General features: G+C 60.5%; 12 protein-coding genes. 6 read left to right on the top strand and 6 right to left on the bottom strand.

Annotated features, from left to right (window positions below):
* Window positions 1-141: 141 nt before the first annotated feature.
* The 3 genes from AC1DIQ_RS00720 to AC1DIQ_RS00710 are packed head-to-tail and all read right to left on the bottom strand — an operon-like array spanning window position 142 to window position 1,614.
* Window positions 142-495, bottom strand: coding sequence for a hypothetical protein (locus AC1DIQ_RS00720; protein ID WP_153165309.1), 354 nt, complete (start codon window positions 493-495; stop codon window positions 142-144).
* Window positions 492-797, bottom strand: coding sequence for a hypothetical protein (locus tag AC1DIQ_RS00715; RefSeq protein WP_478049266.1), 306 nt, complete (start codon window positions 795-797; stop codon window positions 492-494). The genes AC1DIQ_RS00720 and AC1DIQ_RS00715 overlap by 4 nt, the downstream gene beginning before the upstream one ends.
* Window positions 798-837: 40 nt before the next feature.
* Window positions 838-1,614: a hypothetical protein gene (locus AC1DIQ_RS00710; protein ID WP_478049265.1), complete on the bottom strand. Its 777-nt coding sequence runs from the start codon at window positions 1,612-1,614 to the stop codon at window positions 838-840.
* Between the two features lie 106 nt (window positions 1,615-1,720).
* Between AC1DIQ_RS00710 and AC1DIQ_RS00705 the strand changes: the two genes are divergently transcribed.
* Together AC1DIQ_RS00705 and AC1DIQ_RS00700 are read left to right on the top strand one after the other, a co-directional pair.
* Complete coding sequence (locus AC1DIQ_RS00705) at window positions 1,721-2,047, top strand: helix-turn-helix domain-containing protein (RefSeq protein ID WP_152153288.1); 327 nt, start codon at window positions 1,721-1,723, stop codon at window positions 2,045-2,047.
* A gap of 86 nt (window positions 2,048-2,133) precedes the next feature.
* Window positions 2,134-2,562: an ankyrin repeat domain-containing protein gene (locus tag AC1DIQ_RS00700; RefSeq protein WP_152153286.1), complete on the top strand. Its 429-nt coding sequence runs from the start codon at window positions 2,134-2,136 to the stop codon at window positions 2,560-2,562.
* A 401-nt stretch (window positions 2,563-2,963) separates the two neighbouring features.
* Here AC1DIQ_RS00700 and AC1DIQ_RS00695 read toward each other — a convergent pair whose 3' ends face one another.
* Window positions 2,964-4,544 carry a sensor domain-containing diguanylate cyclase gene (locus AC1DIQ_RS00695; RefSeq protein ID WP_152153284.1) on the bottom strand — a complete coding sequence of 527 codons (1,581 nt, stop codon included), beginning with the start codon at window positions 4,542-4,544 and terminating at the stop codon, window positions 2,964-2,966.
* A gap of 453 nt (window positions 4,545-4,997) precedes the next feature.
* A complete protein-coding gene (locus tag AC1DIQ_RS00690; protein WP_152153282.1) occupies window positions 4,998-6,536 on the bottom strand; it encodes an EAL domain-containing protein in 1,539 nt (512 codons plus the stop codon).
* A 484-nt stretch (window positions 6,537-7,020) separates the two neighbouring features.
* On the opposite strand from AC1DIQ_RS00690, the gene AC1DIQ_RS00685 reads away from it, so the two are divergent.
* The 3 genes from AC1DIQ_RS00685 to AC1DIQ_RS00675 all read left to right on the top strand — a co-directional run bounded on the left by AC1DIQ_RS00685 (window position 7,021) and on the right by AC1DIQ_RS00675 (window position 10,326).
* Window positions 7,021-7,500: a hypothetical protein gene (locus AC1DIQ_RS00685; RefSeq protein ID WP_478049264.1), complete on the top strand. Its 480-nt coding sequence runs from the start codon at window positions 7,021-7,023 to the stop codon at window positions 7,498-7,500.
* A gap of 854 nt (window positions 7,501-8,354) precedes the next feature.
* Entirely contained in the window at window positions 8,355-8,948 is a 594-nt protein-coding gene (locus tag AC1DIQ_RS00680) for a hypothetical protein (protein WP_478049263.1), read from the top strand.
* A gap of 994 nt (window positions 8,949-9,942) precedes the next feature.
* The gene (locus AC1DIQ_RS00675; protein WP_152153275.1) at window positions 9,943-10,326 is read left to right on the top strand and encodes a hypothetical protein; all 384 of its coding nucleotides are present in this window, start codon (window positions 9,943-9,945) and stop codon (window positions 10,324-10,326) included.
* A gap of 164 nt (window positions 10,327-10,490) precedes the next feature.
* Here the strand turns inward: AC1DIQ_RS00675 and AC1DIQ_RS00670 are convergent, their stop codons facing one another.
* Window positions 10,491-12,290, bottom strand: a complete 1,800-nt coding sequence (locus AC1DIQ_RS00670) for a putative bifunctional diguanylate cyclase/phosphodiesterase (RefSeq protein ID WP_447594463.1) — start codon at window positions 12,288-12,290, stop codon at window positions 10,491-10,493.
* 684 nt (window positions 12,291-12,974) lie between these two features.
* Here AC1DIQ_RS00670 and AC1DIQ_RS00665 point away from each other — a divergent pair.
* On the top strand, window positions 12,975-13,442 hold the full coding sequence (locus AC1DIQ_RS00665; protein WP_478049262.1) for a BLUF domain-containing protein: 468 nt from the start codon (window positions 12,975-12,977) through the stop codon (window positions 13,440-13,442).
* Window positions 13,443-13,519 lie beyond the last annotated feature (77 nt).

The raw sequence follows: 13,519 nt of genomic DNA, 5'->3' as shown, positions 1-13,519 counted from the left end.
TTGTGTCTAAGCCCTCCCGTCACGCCGAGCTCTCGGGGTTCACGGCGTGACGTTGCGCAGGCTAAGGGCGGGGAAGGGTGGGTGACCGGCCCGGCAACCGAGTGCACCGAGACCGGGCGAACTTTGTCTGGCCCCGTTTGCTCACCCGTTAGCCAGCTGCGCCCAAAGCACCAAGGCCAGCATCGGTAGCGCTTGGAGCAGCACGAGCGTCCCGATCCCGCCAAGGAGGGTCAAGAGTCCCATGATCCACCACTGCCCGACGTTGAACCCCACATCGCGCTGCCGAGCCGCGTAGGCTTCTTGGGGATATGCACGTTCGGCGCGCCCGGTCATGTAACTGGCCCCCAGCGGGCCGACTACGAACCCCAATGGCCCCAGCATGATGAGCGAGCAGGCATACCACGCGAAGAAGCGGCTTCGCGGCGTCATAAGCCTTTTAGCCCGAGGCTCTACCTTGGTGCCGTCAAAGCGCCGGGAGGGAGACTGAGTCTTCATTGGACGTAGGCCCTCCAAGCGCCGTCGACCTTCGCATAGCGCAGGTTTTTGTCGACGGGGAGCGGAACTCGGTTGCCCATCACGTCCATCACGACGGTGCCTCGGGTATCGCACCGATAGCCGTCCGTCTCCTCCGCCGGCGTGCACCCCGTCAGGGTGAACCCATCGATCATGACGACAGGCGCCGATGCGCTCTGAGCCATCAGGTCAGCCAGTGCCTGCTTGGCCTCCGCTTCGGAGGGCTTACCGCTGCAGGCAGTCAGCGTGAGGGCCGCCGCAGCGGCCAGGATCCATGCTTTCATGTCGTTTCCCTTTTGGTGAGGGCGCAAGGCCCGGGGTGCTTCAGCGGTCGCGGTTGCCTTCCGGCTTGAACCCGGCGATCCACATGCGGCCATCCCTAAATGGGGTCAGGATTCCCGACGGGCCCGGGTGGAGGTCCGAGGTCTGAATGAAGCCGCTAACCCAGGCAGCGCGTAGCGCGACCTCGACTGCACGGTTGGCCACGGCATCCCGGCTCACGTTGACCTGGAACGGCTGCGCCGGCGGGTTGGGCCCAGTGGACCGGGTGGACCCGGTGTTCGGTTTGCTCGGCAGGACCCGAATGCCGCGCAGCGTGTCTTTGCCCTTCCAAAGGGCCGCGTCGTTGAGTTCGGCCACCTCACCGAGGTCGTCGGTCTCCCTCAATGGGGCATCCGAGCACGCCTTGAACGTCTCGGTGGTCGAGACGGTGGAACTGGTCCAAATCCGGGCCTCAACGGTCCAGCACGGCAGAGAGGCGCCCCATTCCTGAAACGTCAACGCGACGCGGGGCCAATCGAGCTTTCCCAGTTGGGCCTGTTGGTGGTTGTCCGACCTGAAGAGGTTGGGCAGCTTGCTGGCGCCACTGATCGGGGTGTAGATCGCACCAGGGGCACCATCGGTCTTGGAGCCGCCCTGGGCCGGCTTCACGCCGACCATCTGCTGCCCGGCGTTCTTGAGGCTGCTGCCCAACTGCCGGAAAAAGCCCGGCTTGTTAGGAACCTCTTCCTGCTCAGGGTGGCTTTGCGCGCCTGCGCCTTGGGCGGCCAAAAGCAACGCCGCAGCCAAGCTGGCGGCCATCCTTGTCTTGATCTTCTTCATGAAAACGCCTGTCGTTGGTCGGGAGAGTGCTACATTTCACGAAGAGTCTGCCATGCATTGAGGGACCAAGTCATGCTGTCTTCCCAAGTTTTCAACATCTGTTCACGTGCCCAAGGCTTCCCCCCGTTCGCTATTTGCCGCTCGCCTGAAGCAGGCCAGAGAGCTCCGCGCCATCCCAAGCCAGCGCGCGCTGGGGGTGCTTATGGGGCTTGATAAGAAGCTGGCCAGCAGCCGAGTGAACCGTTACGAGAACGAGACGAGCGGCATCGATCTCGATGCGCTGGGCAAGCTGGCGGACACCCTGGAGGTGCCGATGGCCTACCTAGTGGCTAAGGACGATCACACCGCCGACGTAATTCTGGCGTTGGAGGAGCTCTCCCCAGAGGAACGGGCCGAGGCGGCGCTCTGGTTGCTGAAGAAGATCAAGCGGTAGGGATGGCCACGGTCACGTCGGACACGCGCCGGGCCCATAGGCCGCGGTCCGAGAGCCATACAATCTAACCAAGAAGGATTCTGTGCATGGAAGCAAAAGCGGAAGCACTGGGTTGGGGCAAGGCATATGCGTCGAACCCTGACTTCAAAGCGATCTTCGACGAGATGCATGAGGCCGTGGATGGCCTGCCTCCGCTGCTGCTAGTGCGCGGGCAGGAGCTTCCTTTTCCTCAACTCCACCACGCATGCCTTGAAGCGGATTTGGAGCTGGTGACCGCACTGTTGGACGCGGGCCTTGCAGCCGACACGTATCCTTGCACTGAAGACGAAGACGATGAGCCGGCCTTGGTGTGGCTGGCGCGAGACGAACTTTTGAGCAGCGATGAAAAGATCATCGTCGCAACGCTGTTGCTTGACCGCGGGGCGGATGTCAACGAAGGCGGTGCACTTGACCACGCGAAGGAGGCGGAGGAAGAGTCGTTTGTGGAGTTCCTGGTGCGCCGCGGAGCGGAGTGAAGTGTTGATGCTCCTGCTTCAAGCGGTGCTGAGGCGCGTGGTGAGAGGGAGGAGCATTGCTTGCCATCAATTGGGCGTTAGCAACGGAGTGGCAGCGTCATCTCCAGCGCCGGTCAAGAGGAGAGCGCTTATCGAGCTAAACCTGTTGGAGTTCAACCGGCTGGAGTTCAAAGCGATGTGCCGCGGCGGGAGCCGACTATGCGAGGATCTATCGGGGTTTCAAATCCTTGCCGAGCAAACTCTGCATCATGCCAAGGCGGATACTTTTCGCATGAGAACTGGGCAATGCTGGCCGCGACAGCCAAGAGCTTGAACAGGCGTCATGTCCATCGGAGATCCATGGTCGCCGCAGGAAACCAGGCGCAGTTAGCCTAGCCCAGTTGCGGCCCCGCCTTCTGACTTCAACGATCCGTTCTTCTGCGGCGGTAGGTCACCACCCGATCTCGTCCTTCTCCCTTGGCCTTGTACAGAGCTTTGTCAGCCTGCCGAATGGCATGGTCGGCATCCTCGTGCGTCTCGGGGAAGTGGCTGATGCCCATTGAGGCGGTAATGCTGCCGACGATGGGGAAGCCGTGATCGTGAATGCTTTTTCTAAGCCTCTCGGCAACGAACTCGGCGACTTCCGCGCTGATGTCTGGCAGCAATAGCAAAAACTCTTCTCCACCAATCCTGCAAAGAATGTCTTCCACCCTTGAGTTCTGTCGCATCAAGTCTGCCACGCCGGCAATGACCACGTCGCCGGCCTCATGTCCGTGGATATCGTTGACGTTCTTAAAGTGATCAATGTCCAGCGCGATGACCCCAAACCGGGTATTGGAGCTCGCCAAGATCTCCAGTGCTCTTTCCAAGCCGCGCCGGTTGAGCAAGCCCGTAAGGGGGTCAGTCAGTACTGCGCGATCCAGCCGACCAATCCGATCGTTGAATGCGTTGAAGCTGATGAGCACGGCCTTCTGCAGTTGGTCCGCCTCGTAATACCAAGTGTCCACGGCCGTCACCGTCGAGATGGCTTGTGATACGTCGCTGTTCTGCGCGGTGGACGCAAGTTGCCAAAGGGGGCGCGCGATGCGGCGGGATACGATCCAGATCAAGAGCAGCGACAGCAATCCCAAAGGTGCCGCGTTCAAGAGGACCAGGTTCGTCAAGCGCTTGAGCGGCTGAAGGGTAGCCTCTACGGGGCGCTGCGAAACGATGCCCCAGTGGACAGCGGGAATGGGGGCAAACCCTGCCAACATGTGCACTCCGTGGCTGTTAATCGTCGGCATGGCGCCGGCCTCCCCGCGCGAGACTGCTCTGACCACCTCATTTTTCAGGGCGGACTGGCCGACCCGATCGGGCTCGGGGTGATACAGAAGCTTGCCGTCTTGACCCACGACGTAGAGATACGAGCCATCCTTGTAGTAGTGCGTTCCAAGGAGGGTGTGAAGGACATTGGGCTCTTTCAGGTGGATGGACGCGCTGATATAGCCTTGGTAGGTCCCCGACGGGTCAAAGATGGGCTGGGAGATGGTCAGCACCAACTTGCCGGTGGCAGAAACATACGGGTTGCTCACCAAGGGCGCGCGGCTGGCGATTGCTAAGGAGTTTGCCAAGCTCGAGAGCACACGTCCTTCGATCTGGGGCAAGGCGGGGGAGGCCGCCCTCACAAGCCCCTGGCGGTCTACCACGATCACCGAGTTGAACGCGTTGGTCTGGGACTGTAGCCGATGTGCCTCAGATGCGCCGATTTCCGTATCAATGCCGCTTGTCCCGATGACGCGCGCGCTGTAATCAAGTTGCTGCTGCGTTGATACCAAGAAGTTGTGGGTGGTCTGCGCGAGCTTGTGGGCGTAAACCCGGTTGGACTCAAGGGCGCTGGCGATGAGTTGCTCGCGTTGAACCTGGTAAGCAGCAAAGACCGCGTTTGCCAACATGACCCCCGCTGACAAGAAGGCCAATCCGACGATCAGGCGTTGTAGGTTGAGGTGCCTTGCAAAATGCCGCATGCGGCCTGCGTCCCTTCTTGGTCAAATGGCGCCAGGGCGAACAATTAGAGTCCACCGCAAAGCGGCTGCCGGAGCTCGGTGAGTTCGCGCCACCCTAAGCGTACGGTGGACAGCTGGAGGTGAACAGCCGTCCTTCGAGCATTCTGAAAAAAATTCGTGATTGAACTCAAGGTTTAGTTGCCCCCAGCGCTTGGGAACCCGCCAAGGCAGCAGGCGTTGGCGTTTTGCATTCCCGCCTTTCTGCAACAACAAAAAAGCCGCGCCCACTGGTCACGACGGCCTGGGTAGGAACGTCATTGCCGAGAAGTCACCGCAGCCTACTGAGGGGAGAAGGGGCGGGCAGGCAATCCAGGGAGCACAGCTGGCCTTGCTTTGTGGCGGACTTTGCAAAGCTGATAAGGATGTTTGCAGTATCGGTGTGGAAGCGATGTGGAGGGGCGGTGAGCAGGGCATTCAGGGTCCTTCGCTAGCATCGGCCGGAAGCACTGCTTCCAAGCTGTCGGCCCTCACCGGTTTGCCGAAGTACCAACCTTGTCCGATGCCCTTTGGGGCCAAGTTTCGGAGCAGGCTTGCCTCGGCATGCGTTTCGATTCCTTCAATAGTGACGTCAAGATCCAGCTTGAGCGCTAACTCATAGACGGCCGGCAATACCGACCGAAGCGGTGAATCGGTCGTGATTGCCCCCGTAAACAGCCGATCAATCTTGATGCCGTTGAAGCCGGTCCGTGCCAAATGTGAGAAGTTGGAATGCCCCGTCCCAAAATCATCGATGAGGAATCGGAACCCGGCTCTTTGAAGCGCTGCCATGTTGTCGAAAAACTCGGGCGTCACGATGTCGTTGCGTTCGGTCACCTCGAAGCAGATCTGGGACGGCAGCAGGGAACGCCCTGAAACCTGGCTACAGGCGTAACGGGGAAACGACGGGTCAGCGATGTCTTCCGGTTCCACGTTAATGCAGACGTACAGCTCCTGATCCGAACATAGCAATGGTTGGATTTCGTCGAGCGATGTCGCAAGAACATACCGCGAGAGCAGCGGACCAAATCCGTTGACCTGCGCCAGCGGCACGAAGATATCGGGGCCGATCTCTTCGTTGGCCGATGCATGCCATCGGCAAAGCGCTTCGAAGCCAACCAAGCTGCCGTCGGAAATACGCCGCAGCGGCTGAAAGACGATCGTTAGCTCCCGATTCTGGATGGCGCTCAGCAATCGCTGGTCCAGGCTCCTTTCTAAGTTTCGGTATCGCACAGCTAGCCACCCCAGGCAGAGGCCCATGATCAAACCCAGCCCCGCAAACCAGGCCAACGAGTGGGGGGGAAGCGACCACAGGCCGGTGCGTGGGGAAGTCACGGTGGCACACACCCCCGATATGTCGCTACACACCGCCCGTTGAATTGTGTCCTTTCGGCCCGCGCGGACCGCACGTGGGTCTGGGTCTACGGCTTTAAACGTGTAGGCCCCGTTGGCGGTGGTGACCACGATGGTGCTCGTCCGAGAGGGATCAACGTTGTCAAATGCAGAAGGAGAGGTGACTGTGGCGACATTCCCTCGGACGACGACGTTGGTGCCCACGTAGGGTGAATTGCTCAAATCGGACGATCGCCAGATCCGCGCCCCATTCCGCTCAAACCGTGGGGGAGGAAGCAACATAGGCTCCTTCAGAACTCCCCACAGGGCGGTGCAGATAATTTCGCCATCCCTGACTTTGCCCACGTCGCTCATGTAGCTCGAGCCGAAGGCAATAGATTTCAGATTGCGCAGGTCATCTTCAGAGCAGTCGTCCCCACGTTCTGCTTGGGCTTTCACGGCGGCCGCAGAGCTGCTTCTTGCTATGACCTCGGCCTGGCTCAATGCCAGCTTGGCGGCCCCAGTGGCGCGCTCGAGGTCTTGGACGTACAAGACGGCCTGCGTGATCAGGAGCGTCGTCAGCATGGACAGCCCAACGGCTGCTGCCAAAGCCAAGCCATCGTGGGTTCTGTTGCGTTTGCGCATCTGTCTAAGCCTTCGGAAGCAATGGCTGTGCTTGGAGGTCCTCGCCAACGCTGATATTTGATAGCACTTTGTTTGTTCAGGGGGAAGCCGGTAAGCCGCATCCCATGTATTTGCTCACCTGTGTTGGAGACTGCGCGTGCCGTTACTGAGCCCAAAGAGGATCGGGGGCCCCGACACGCCCTCGCTGCTTCCCTGGAGTTCGGCCCAATGGGGCAGGCCCCGAGCACAGACGCCCCGCTTCCGTGGGGCGGCGGGGGCCAATTTTGCTCCCCGCCGGAGTCCAGACGCTGCTGCCCAGGTTCTTGGCCCCTCTGACGGACCACTCCGGCAACGCATTCGTTCGCTTGATACATCGGCGCTGTTGGTCGTAAGTTGAACGCGTGGCGACTCTACGTCCCTATTCAGGTTGCTGGGCTGTAGGTGCTGGCATGCTTCGTCACGCCGGTTGACGTTGTGAAAAGGACCAAGGCTTAGGACCGCGGCCATGAAAAATCCTTACACCGACAGCGACAGACTGACGCTGTGCCAACGGGCGCGTGATCGCGCAGTTGTTCTGTTCAAACGGGCGGGCGAAGCCATCCTAAGCCCCAGTGAAGGCGACCGTGGCCAGCCCTTGGAGGATGAAAGGGCGCTGCTCCTAGATACGGGCCACCTGCTGGAGTCGCTTGTTGCGCAATTCCACGTAGACGGGGCCAGACTCGGAAATCCTCGGCAGTCGTTTTTGATAGGAAGGATGACCTTGGCAGAAGCCTACGACGCGGAGCTGGTGCGCATGGCGCGGGCTGGTCGGCTGGAGTGCTTGATGGATGCGACCGACTTCATCTTAGGGAGCGAGGGTCGGGCTTGGATAAGCGCGCGCGACCAAGCTCGCCGCAGTCGTTACGACCTTGCCTTGGACAGCAACGAGGGGCTGGCAGCAGTTCTCGAAGAGCTCGAAGGGATGGCAAAGCGTCTTTCAGAGTAGTCCCGCTTGGCGGAAGCGTTCTGACGGCGAAGGCCTATTGGGCATCCGAGCAAGGCCCTGGTCGCCCCCAAGCCTGGCCAAGGCGCTAGAGGGACCTGGGGCCAAAGAGATGCCGGGATCTCCGCCTCGCTGCCGCTGCCGCGCATCGACGCCAATGGGATGATTCCGGTTGGCTGAGGCCCGGTAAGGGATGATCACGGGGCCTGTACTTCCGCGGCGGGACTATTGCCGCTCATTCCTGCCTGACTGGACCTTCGCTATGACCCCCGGCGCCCTTTCCGCTATGGCTCATTGGGCGGCATTGCCCAGCTTCCGCCACCTGACGGTTGGCGCAGCGCAGCAGCAGCTTCAAGAGATATTGCCCCATTACCCCCACCCAGCGGACCAGCCCTTGGCGATCTGCGTCAACGGCTACCGGTGGTTTGGCAACGAAATGGAAGCGCTTGCAGACGCAATCCATCGCGCGGCGCGGCGGCCTCACCTTCACTACGTGTCTCTCAGCGGGGAAGACTGGGCGGCTGAGCAAAACAGAGAAGGCCTTTGGGCACTCCCGAGCCGCTGTTCCCCCCGCAGCCAAAACGAGCTGGTGGCTGGGATCCTGAGCGCTGCTATGGCCGCCCCTGTCGCTGATCCGCTCCTCGGATAATTGATAAGTGGGGAAGCCTAACGATGGCGCTGGAGGTTTTTGGAGTCGGCCGCTGCGGCGCTCCGGCGACGGAAGCTGTTGGGGATAGCCCCTGACAGGAGCCACGATCTACGTCACATTTCCCCGTGGGCGGTGCAGCTGCCGCAGGTGAGAAGCCGAATCGGCTCTGGCATACTCCCGCCGCCAGAAGGGGGGCATGCAGTTGAACATGAAGAAGAACACGCGGGTGGTGGGGGAGGCGTCTTACCGTCCATGGCCCGAGATGAATCATGCCGCTCGCACCCTCAGGAGGGCCGCTCGCGAGCAGGGGGCTGCGAAACTACATGTGGTGACGGGAGCGCTGGTTCTCACTGCTTTGGCGGTAGAAGCCTTCTGTCAAACGCTCGGTCCCGGTCTATTTCCTGACCGTTGGACCGATGGGGCAAGACCGCTGGCGAACAAGGCGGTCCTGAGAAAGCTTGAGTTGATCGGGCGGGAAGTGGGGGTGCAGGTCGACTACCGGGAAGAGCCTTGGATCCACGTCAATGCTCTGTTCGAGGCCAGAGCGCTTCTGTTGGCGCCCAGCGCCGCGGCACAGCTGGTCGATGAGGTGTTGGCGGTCGATGAGGACGCCGACCCCCACTTTGACGCGCACGCCGCAGTCCAGCGGCACTTCCGCCCTCTGCACAACCTGATCGAGCTTGAGAAGGTTGCCGGGGAGATCAACAAGGGGCTGCTTAATATTTGGGACGCGGCCGGCGGAGAAGAGGCCATCCTTAATGTGACGGCCAACACTGGTTGGACAGTACAATCAGTGGAATGACATGGCGGCGACAGGGCGAAGGGCCTGGGCCGGAAGTTGCTTGGAGGTGGGCGCGTGGGGACACACCATTCAGACGAGCGATTCTATTCCGTTCGCCTCACGACGGAAGGGGTGGAATACACGGCCGAGATCTGGCGGGACGCCCCTGATCGATGGTTATTGCTCGCGGTTCTTCCCGACATCGGTGTGGCAATCGCCGACTTGGATCGTCCATTTCCTTCGTTGGAGCTTGCACTGCTTGAGGCCGAAGTTTTGGCCGGGGAGGCCGTGCGGCGTTCCCGTCAGATCGCCTCAACCATCTGGGTGTAATCCAACCCGCAGCCTGCGCACTTCCAGCGCCTTCAGCACCTCTGGCTCCCCCAATTGCAGTTTTTCTTCACCGAGGTCATGGGACGGGTGTCTCACTTCATCCGTTCATGTTGGTCGCCCCTCCACACTCCCCACATCCCCTCGAAAGAGGGGGGCGGTCGGTGGGATGGCGCGCACTTGCCGATGCGAGGGCAGGTTCGTTTGGTTTCCTGGTCGCCGCGCAAGGCATGCCCCGTAATCACAGTAGCCTTTCTTCCAAGCCAAAAAGAAGCTTGCGCAGCCCCCTCTGAATTGACTGATCGCAAGCACCCCTTCGGGCGTCGACTGATCGGTCTGCTGCGCCACGGTGCTGGTGCTGGTGCGGGCGCGTGGCCAGTGGGCCGGGAATGCTGGGGCAAGGAACATGATGAGGCCGCTTGACTCCACATTGATGCACCTGTCAAACGACTACGGGATGGGTGCCGCGGGAAGCCCTTGACCGACTCCTCTGGACGTCGCCTGGCCGCGGGCCCCGTCATGGGTGGCATGGCTAAGGAACGTGCCGCTTGAATGCAGCTGGGCCTCGGGCCCCAGCTTTTGTGGCACTCGGTCCTGCCCGGGCCGTTGACGCTCCGGTCATCGGAAGTTGACACCTCGTTGGCAGGCCCTGTGGATACTCCGGCAAAGACCGACAGAGGCCCCCGCCATGGCAACCGCCACCCTTGCTCCCGAAGTTCTCCGCATTGAAGTGATGGATCTGGACGCTGGCGAGGTAGCCGTCGTGGCCCAGCTGGACCGGGAGCCCTCATCAGAATGGGTGGACCATCTGCGCGATATCGTGGATTCAACGCCTGGGATGGAGGAGGTGGCCGTACGCTTGGATGGCTACTGGCTCTTCTTTGTCGGCTTCGGCTCAGCGTCTGGCTCGGCCACTCACAACCGGGTAGCGCGGCTGGTCGCCTCCACAAAGGAGACGACCCCAACCCGAGCGCCGAAGAAGCCCAAGGCTTCCAAAGCCGCACGCGCGGCCGCCTGCGCCGATGAGCAGACCCGCTCCTCAGCACCTTCGATGCCAGCGTTACAAATCTAGGCGTTGACGTAAAAGCGCACGGACGGGCGAGTGGGACGCTGAGGCCGACAAGCCGCGGTCTTGGAGATCGTGTGGAGCTCCGTTGGCGTCACCGGCGGACTGGTCAGGGGGAGAGTTGACCCTCGCCTCCACGTCATAGACCACGAACGTCGCACCTTAGGGTCTCACGCGATCTCGGAGGAGGCCTGGGGGCCTCGCCCATCCAAAGCCCTATCAAACACTTTGAGCAGCGCCTCAGCGCTGACCGGCTTAGATAGGAGGTAACCCTGGATCTGATCGCATCCTTGAGCCTGCAGGAAATGCAACTGGGCGGGCGTCTCCACGCCCTCGGCCACGGTGCGGTAGCCAAGCTCTCGCGCCAAGTTGATGATGGCCGTTACCTTTGGCTTGGCCTTTGGGTCGGTTTCTAGGTTATCGATGAGGGACTTGTCCATCTTGATGGTATCGATGGGCAGATCAGACAGATAACCAAAATTGCTATAACCGCTGCCAAAGTCATCGATCGCAATCTTGATGCCGGCCTCGGCCATTGCTTTGATTTGGCGTCCGGCGACAGAGTCCGCGCGCAGCCATTCGCCTTCCGTGATTTCGATCTCAATGCAATCAAACGGGAGCGATCGAGCGTGAAGCTTGCCGCGCAGCCTGTTCCAAGCATCTTCAGATGACAAGTCAGCACCCGAAAGGTTGACGGACAGCGCCAAGAAATGGCCTGCCCCCCTCCACGCGGCAAGTTGATCGAGCGTTGCATCGAGCACCCACGGCGTTACCATTTGCATCAATGCAGTTCGCTCGAAGACCGGGATGAACTCGCCTGGGCTCACCGGGCCGAGCCGAGGATGTGTCCACCGGAGCAGGGCTTCTGCCGAGACGGGCTGGAGATCCGAGGCGCGATACCTCGGCTGATACACCATATAGAACTCGTCTTTTCGAAGCCCTCGCTCGGCGTCGGCCGCCAAGCGATACCCACGCCGCATTTTGGTGTCGCGCTGCTCCGAATACCACGCGAAAGGATGTCGGGCTTCAAACGATTGGTGGAGTCCTATCAGCACCTTCCGAATGACATCGTCACTGGTGTCTTCGCCCAGTGTCACCGCGCACACCCCTGCATGGAAGCGGGGGGACATGGGAACGGCAGCGGCCATTAGTGGCCGGGTCATTCGCTGCCGGAGTTCATCCACAAGCGCTTCCATCTCCGCCGCGCTGGACAACTCCACTAAGAAGGCAAACCGCGTGACTCCGACGTGGTAGACGTCGGCCAAGCCTTCCAAGGCGAGCTTGAGTCTCACAGCGGCCCGCCGAATCAATACTTCCAGCGGACGCATACCCAACGCTTGGCCGGCTTCGTTCGCTCGCGGGATGTCAAACACATCGACCAAGACCGCGAACATACGCCGACCGCTGTGTCGCTGGGCCAAGGCGTCATAGTCGATCTGGAACTGGTGTCGATTCGGTATGCCGCTGACAGGCTCCAAGCGGCCTGACATGTTCCGCAGTTCAAGTTGCCCAATCACCAGTTGGGCAAGCGTGGAGAGCTGGGCGCGGTCGGCTTCTGAAAATTCCCGGACCCGGGTATCCATGATGCACATGGCTCCAATCGCTACTCCATTCTTAGCGACCAGCGGTGCACCCGCGTAGAACCGAAGGTGCGGAGGGGCAACCACCAGCGGGTTGCTCTTGAAGCGCTCATCTGCAAGCAAGTCGGGAACAACCATGACATCCCTACATGCAATCGCGTGCGCGCAAATCGACATTCTGATGTCGGTCTCCGCCACAGGCAGGCCGATTCGAGAGATAAAGCGCTGTTTGTCTGACTCAAGTATCGAGACGAACGCAACCGGTGCCCCAAAGGCAAACGCCGCCAGTGAGGTGATGCGGTCTAGAGAAGGCCCGGACTCCGAGTCTAAGACGTGCATCGCTCCCAAGACCGCCATCCGTTCTTGGGCATCGGTGATAGGTAAGCTCATAGCGGTCGCGCTGCGTTCAGTCCACGGTGGATTAGATCTATAGCACCAATTTGGAGCATATCCGATGAAAAATCACACGGCGTACTCAAGGTAAGTTCTGCTCGGTGCAGCCCACCTCCAGCGAGCCTCCGCGGACTCCCGCAGGGGCGTTATCTCCGGAATCCTTTTTCTTCTTCGCCCAAGCGGTGTGCGAGGAAGGACAACGGGCGGACCGAAACCCCTCCAGCTAGAGGGTTGCCTCGTCACGGAGCGCCCGATCCGGAACGGCCTCTGTGGCGCCACACCTGGGACAGCGCACCACTGTGGCGCCATCGTCCCGCTCGAACTGGGAGGGGCCCGTTGACACAGCAAGCCACCGCCCATGGCACGACAGGCATTCTGCATCCATGCTCTCGGCGCCTAGCCAAATCGATTCTTGCCAGCCCATTTCATGCGTTGGCTCGCTGGCACTCAAGCGTTTGATCTCGGTGACGTTCGTGATGATAAATCTGTCAGTGACCAACATGACAACACGTCCTCCCGTATGGGCCGTCCCAGCCCGCGAACGCGCGGGCTACGGATATGATCAACATTTGGCCGCTAGGATCAATTCGTGGATAGATCTTCTGTGAACAATTCAGCGACGTCGACGGTGCAAGAGAGTGAGGGTCCAAGGTCTGCGATCCCTGCGATATCGTGTTGCTGATGACTGACAGTACACCAATCTTTGCCTTGGCTTACGCGAGCCGTTCCTCATCCGATCTCCAGAACGCGGACTTGGAAGCAATCCTCGTTGATGCATCGGCTCAGAACCGCATAGCCGATGTCACAGGGGTGTTGCTATATGACGGCACGAGCCTTCTTCAATACCTTGAAGGCCCAGACGAGGGCGTCGCTTCTGTTTTTGATCGCATCAAGAGCTCGAGCCGCCACGCCGATATCCGCGTGCTGTTCAGTGGAGAAGTGAGCGAGCGTTATTTTTGGAACTGGTCAATGGCGTGTCAGCACGCCGATGCATCTTTGATCCAACGCATTGAGGCCGCCCGATGGAACGAGCGCAGCCATCCCTACCTAGAAAAGGATGGAGAAAACAACCCAGCGCTGCGACTGCTGTACGAGTTCTGGTCGGTCGACGCGCCGCCGACTAGGTGGGGGTCCCACGAGAGGACGTGAACAGTTCAAAAAAGTGCCGGGCGCGTCTAGGCGGCGACCGTGAACGCCACGGTGTCCTAACCATTTGAGTAGTACGG

The sequence above is a fragment of the Stenotrophomonas sp. 05L413 genome, from assembly GCF_056397945.1.
The sequence above is the reverse complement of the archived record's forward strand: the minus strand, read 5'-3'. Positions and strand labels throughout refer to the sequence as shown.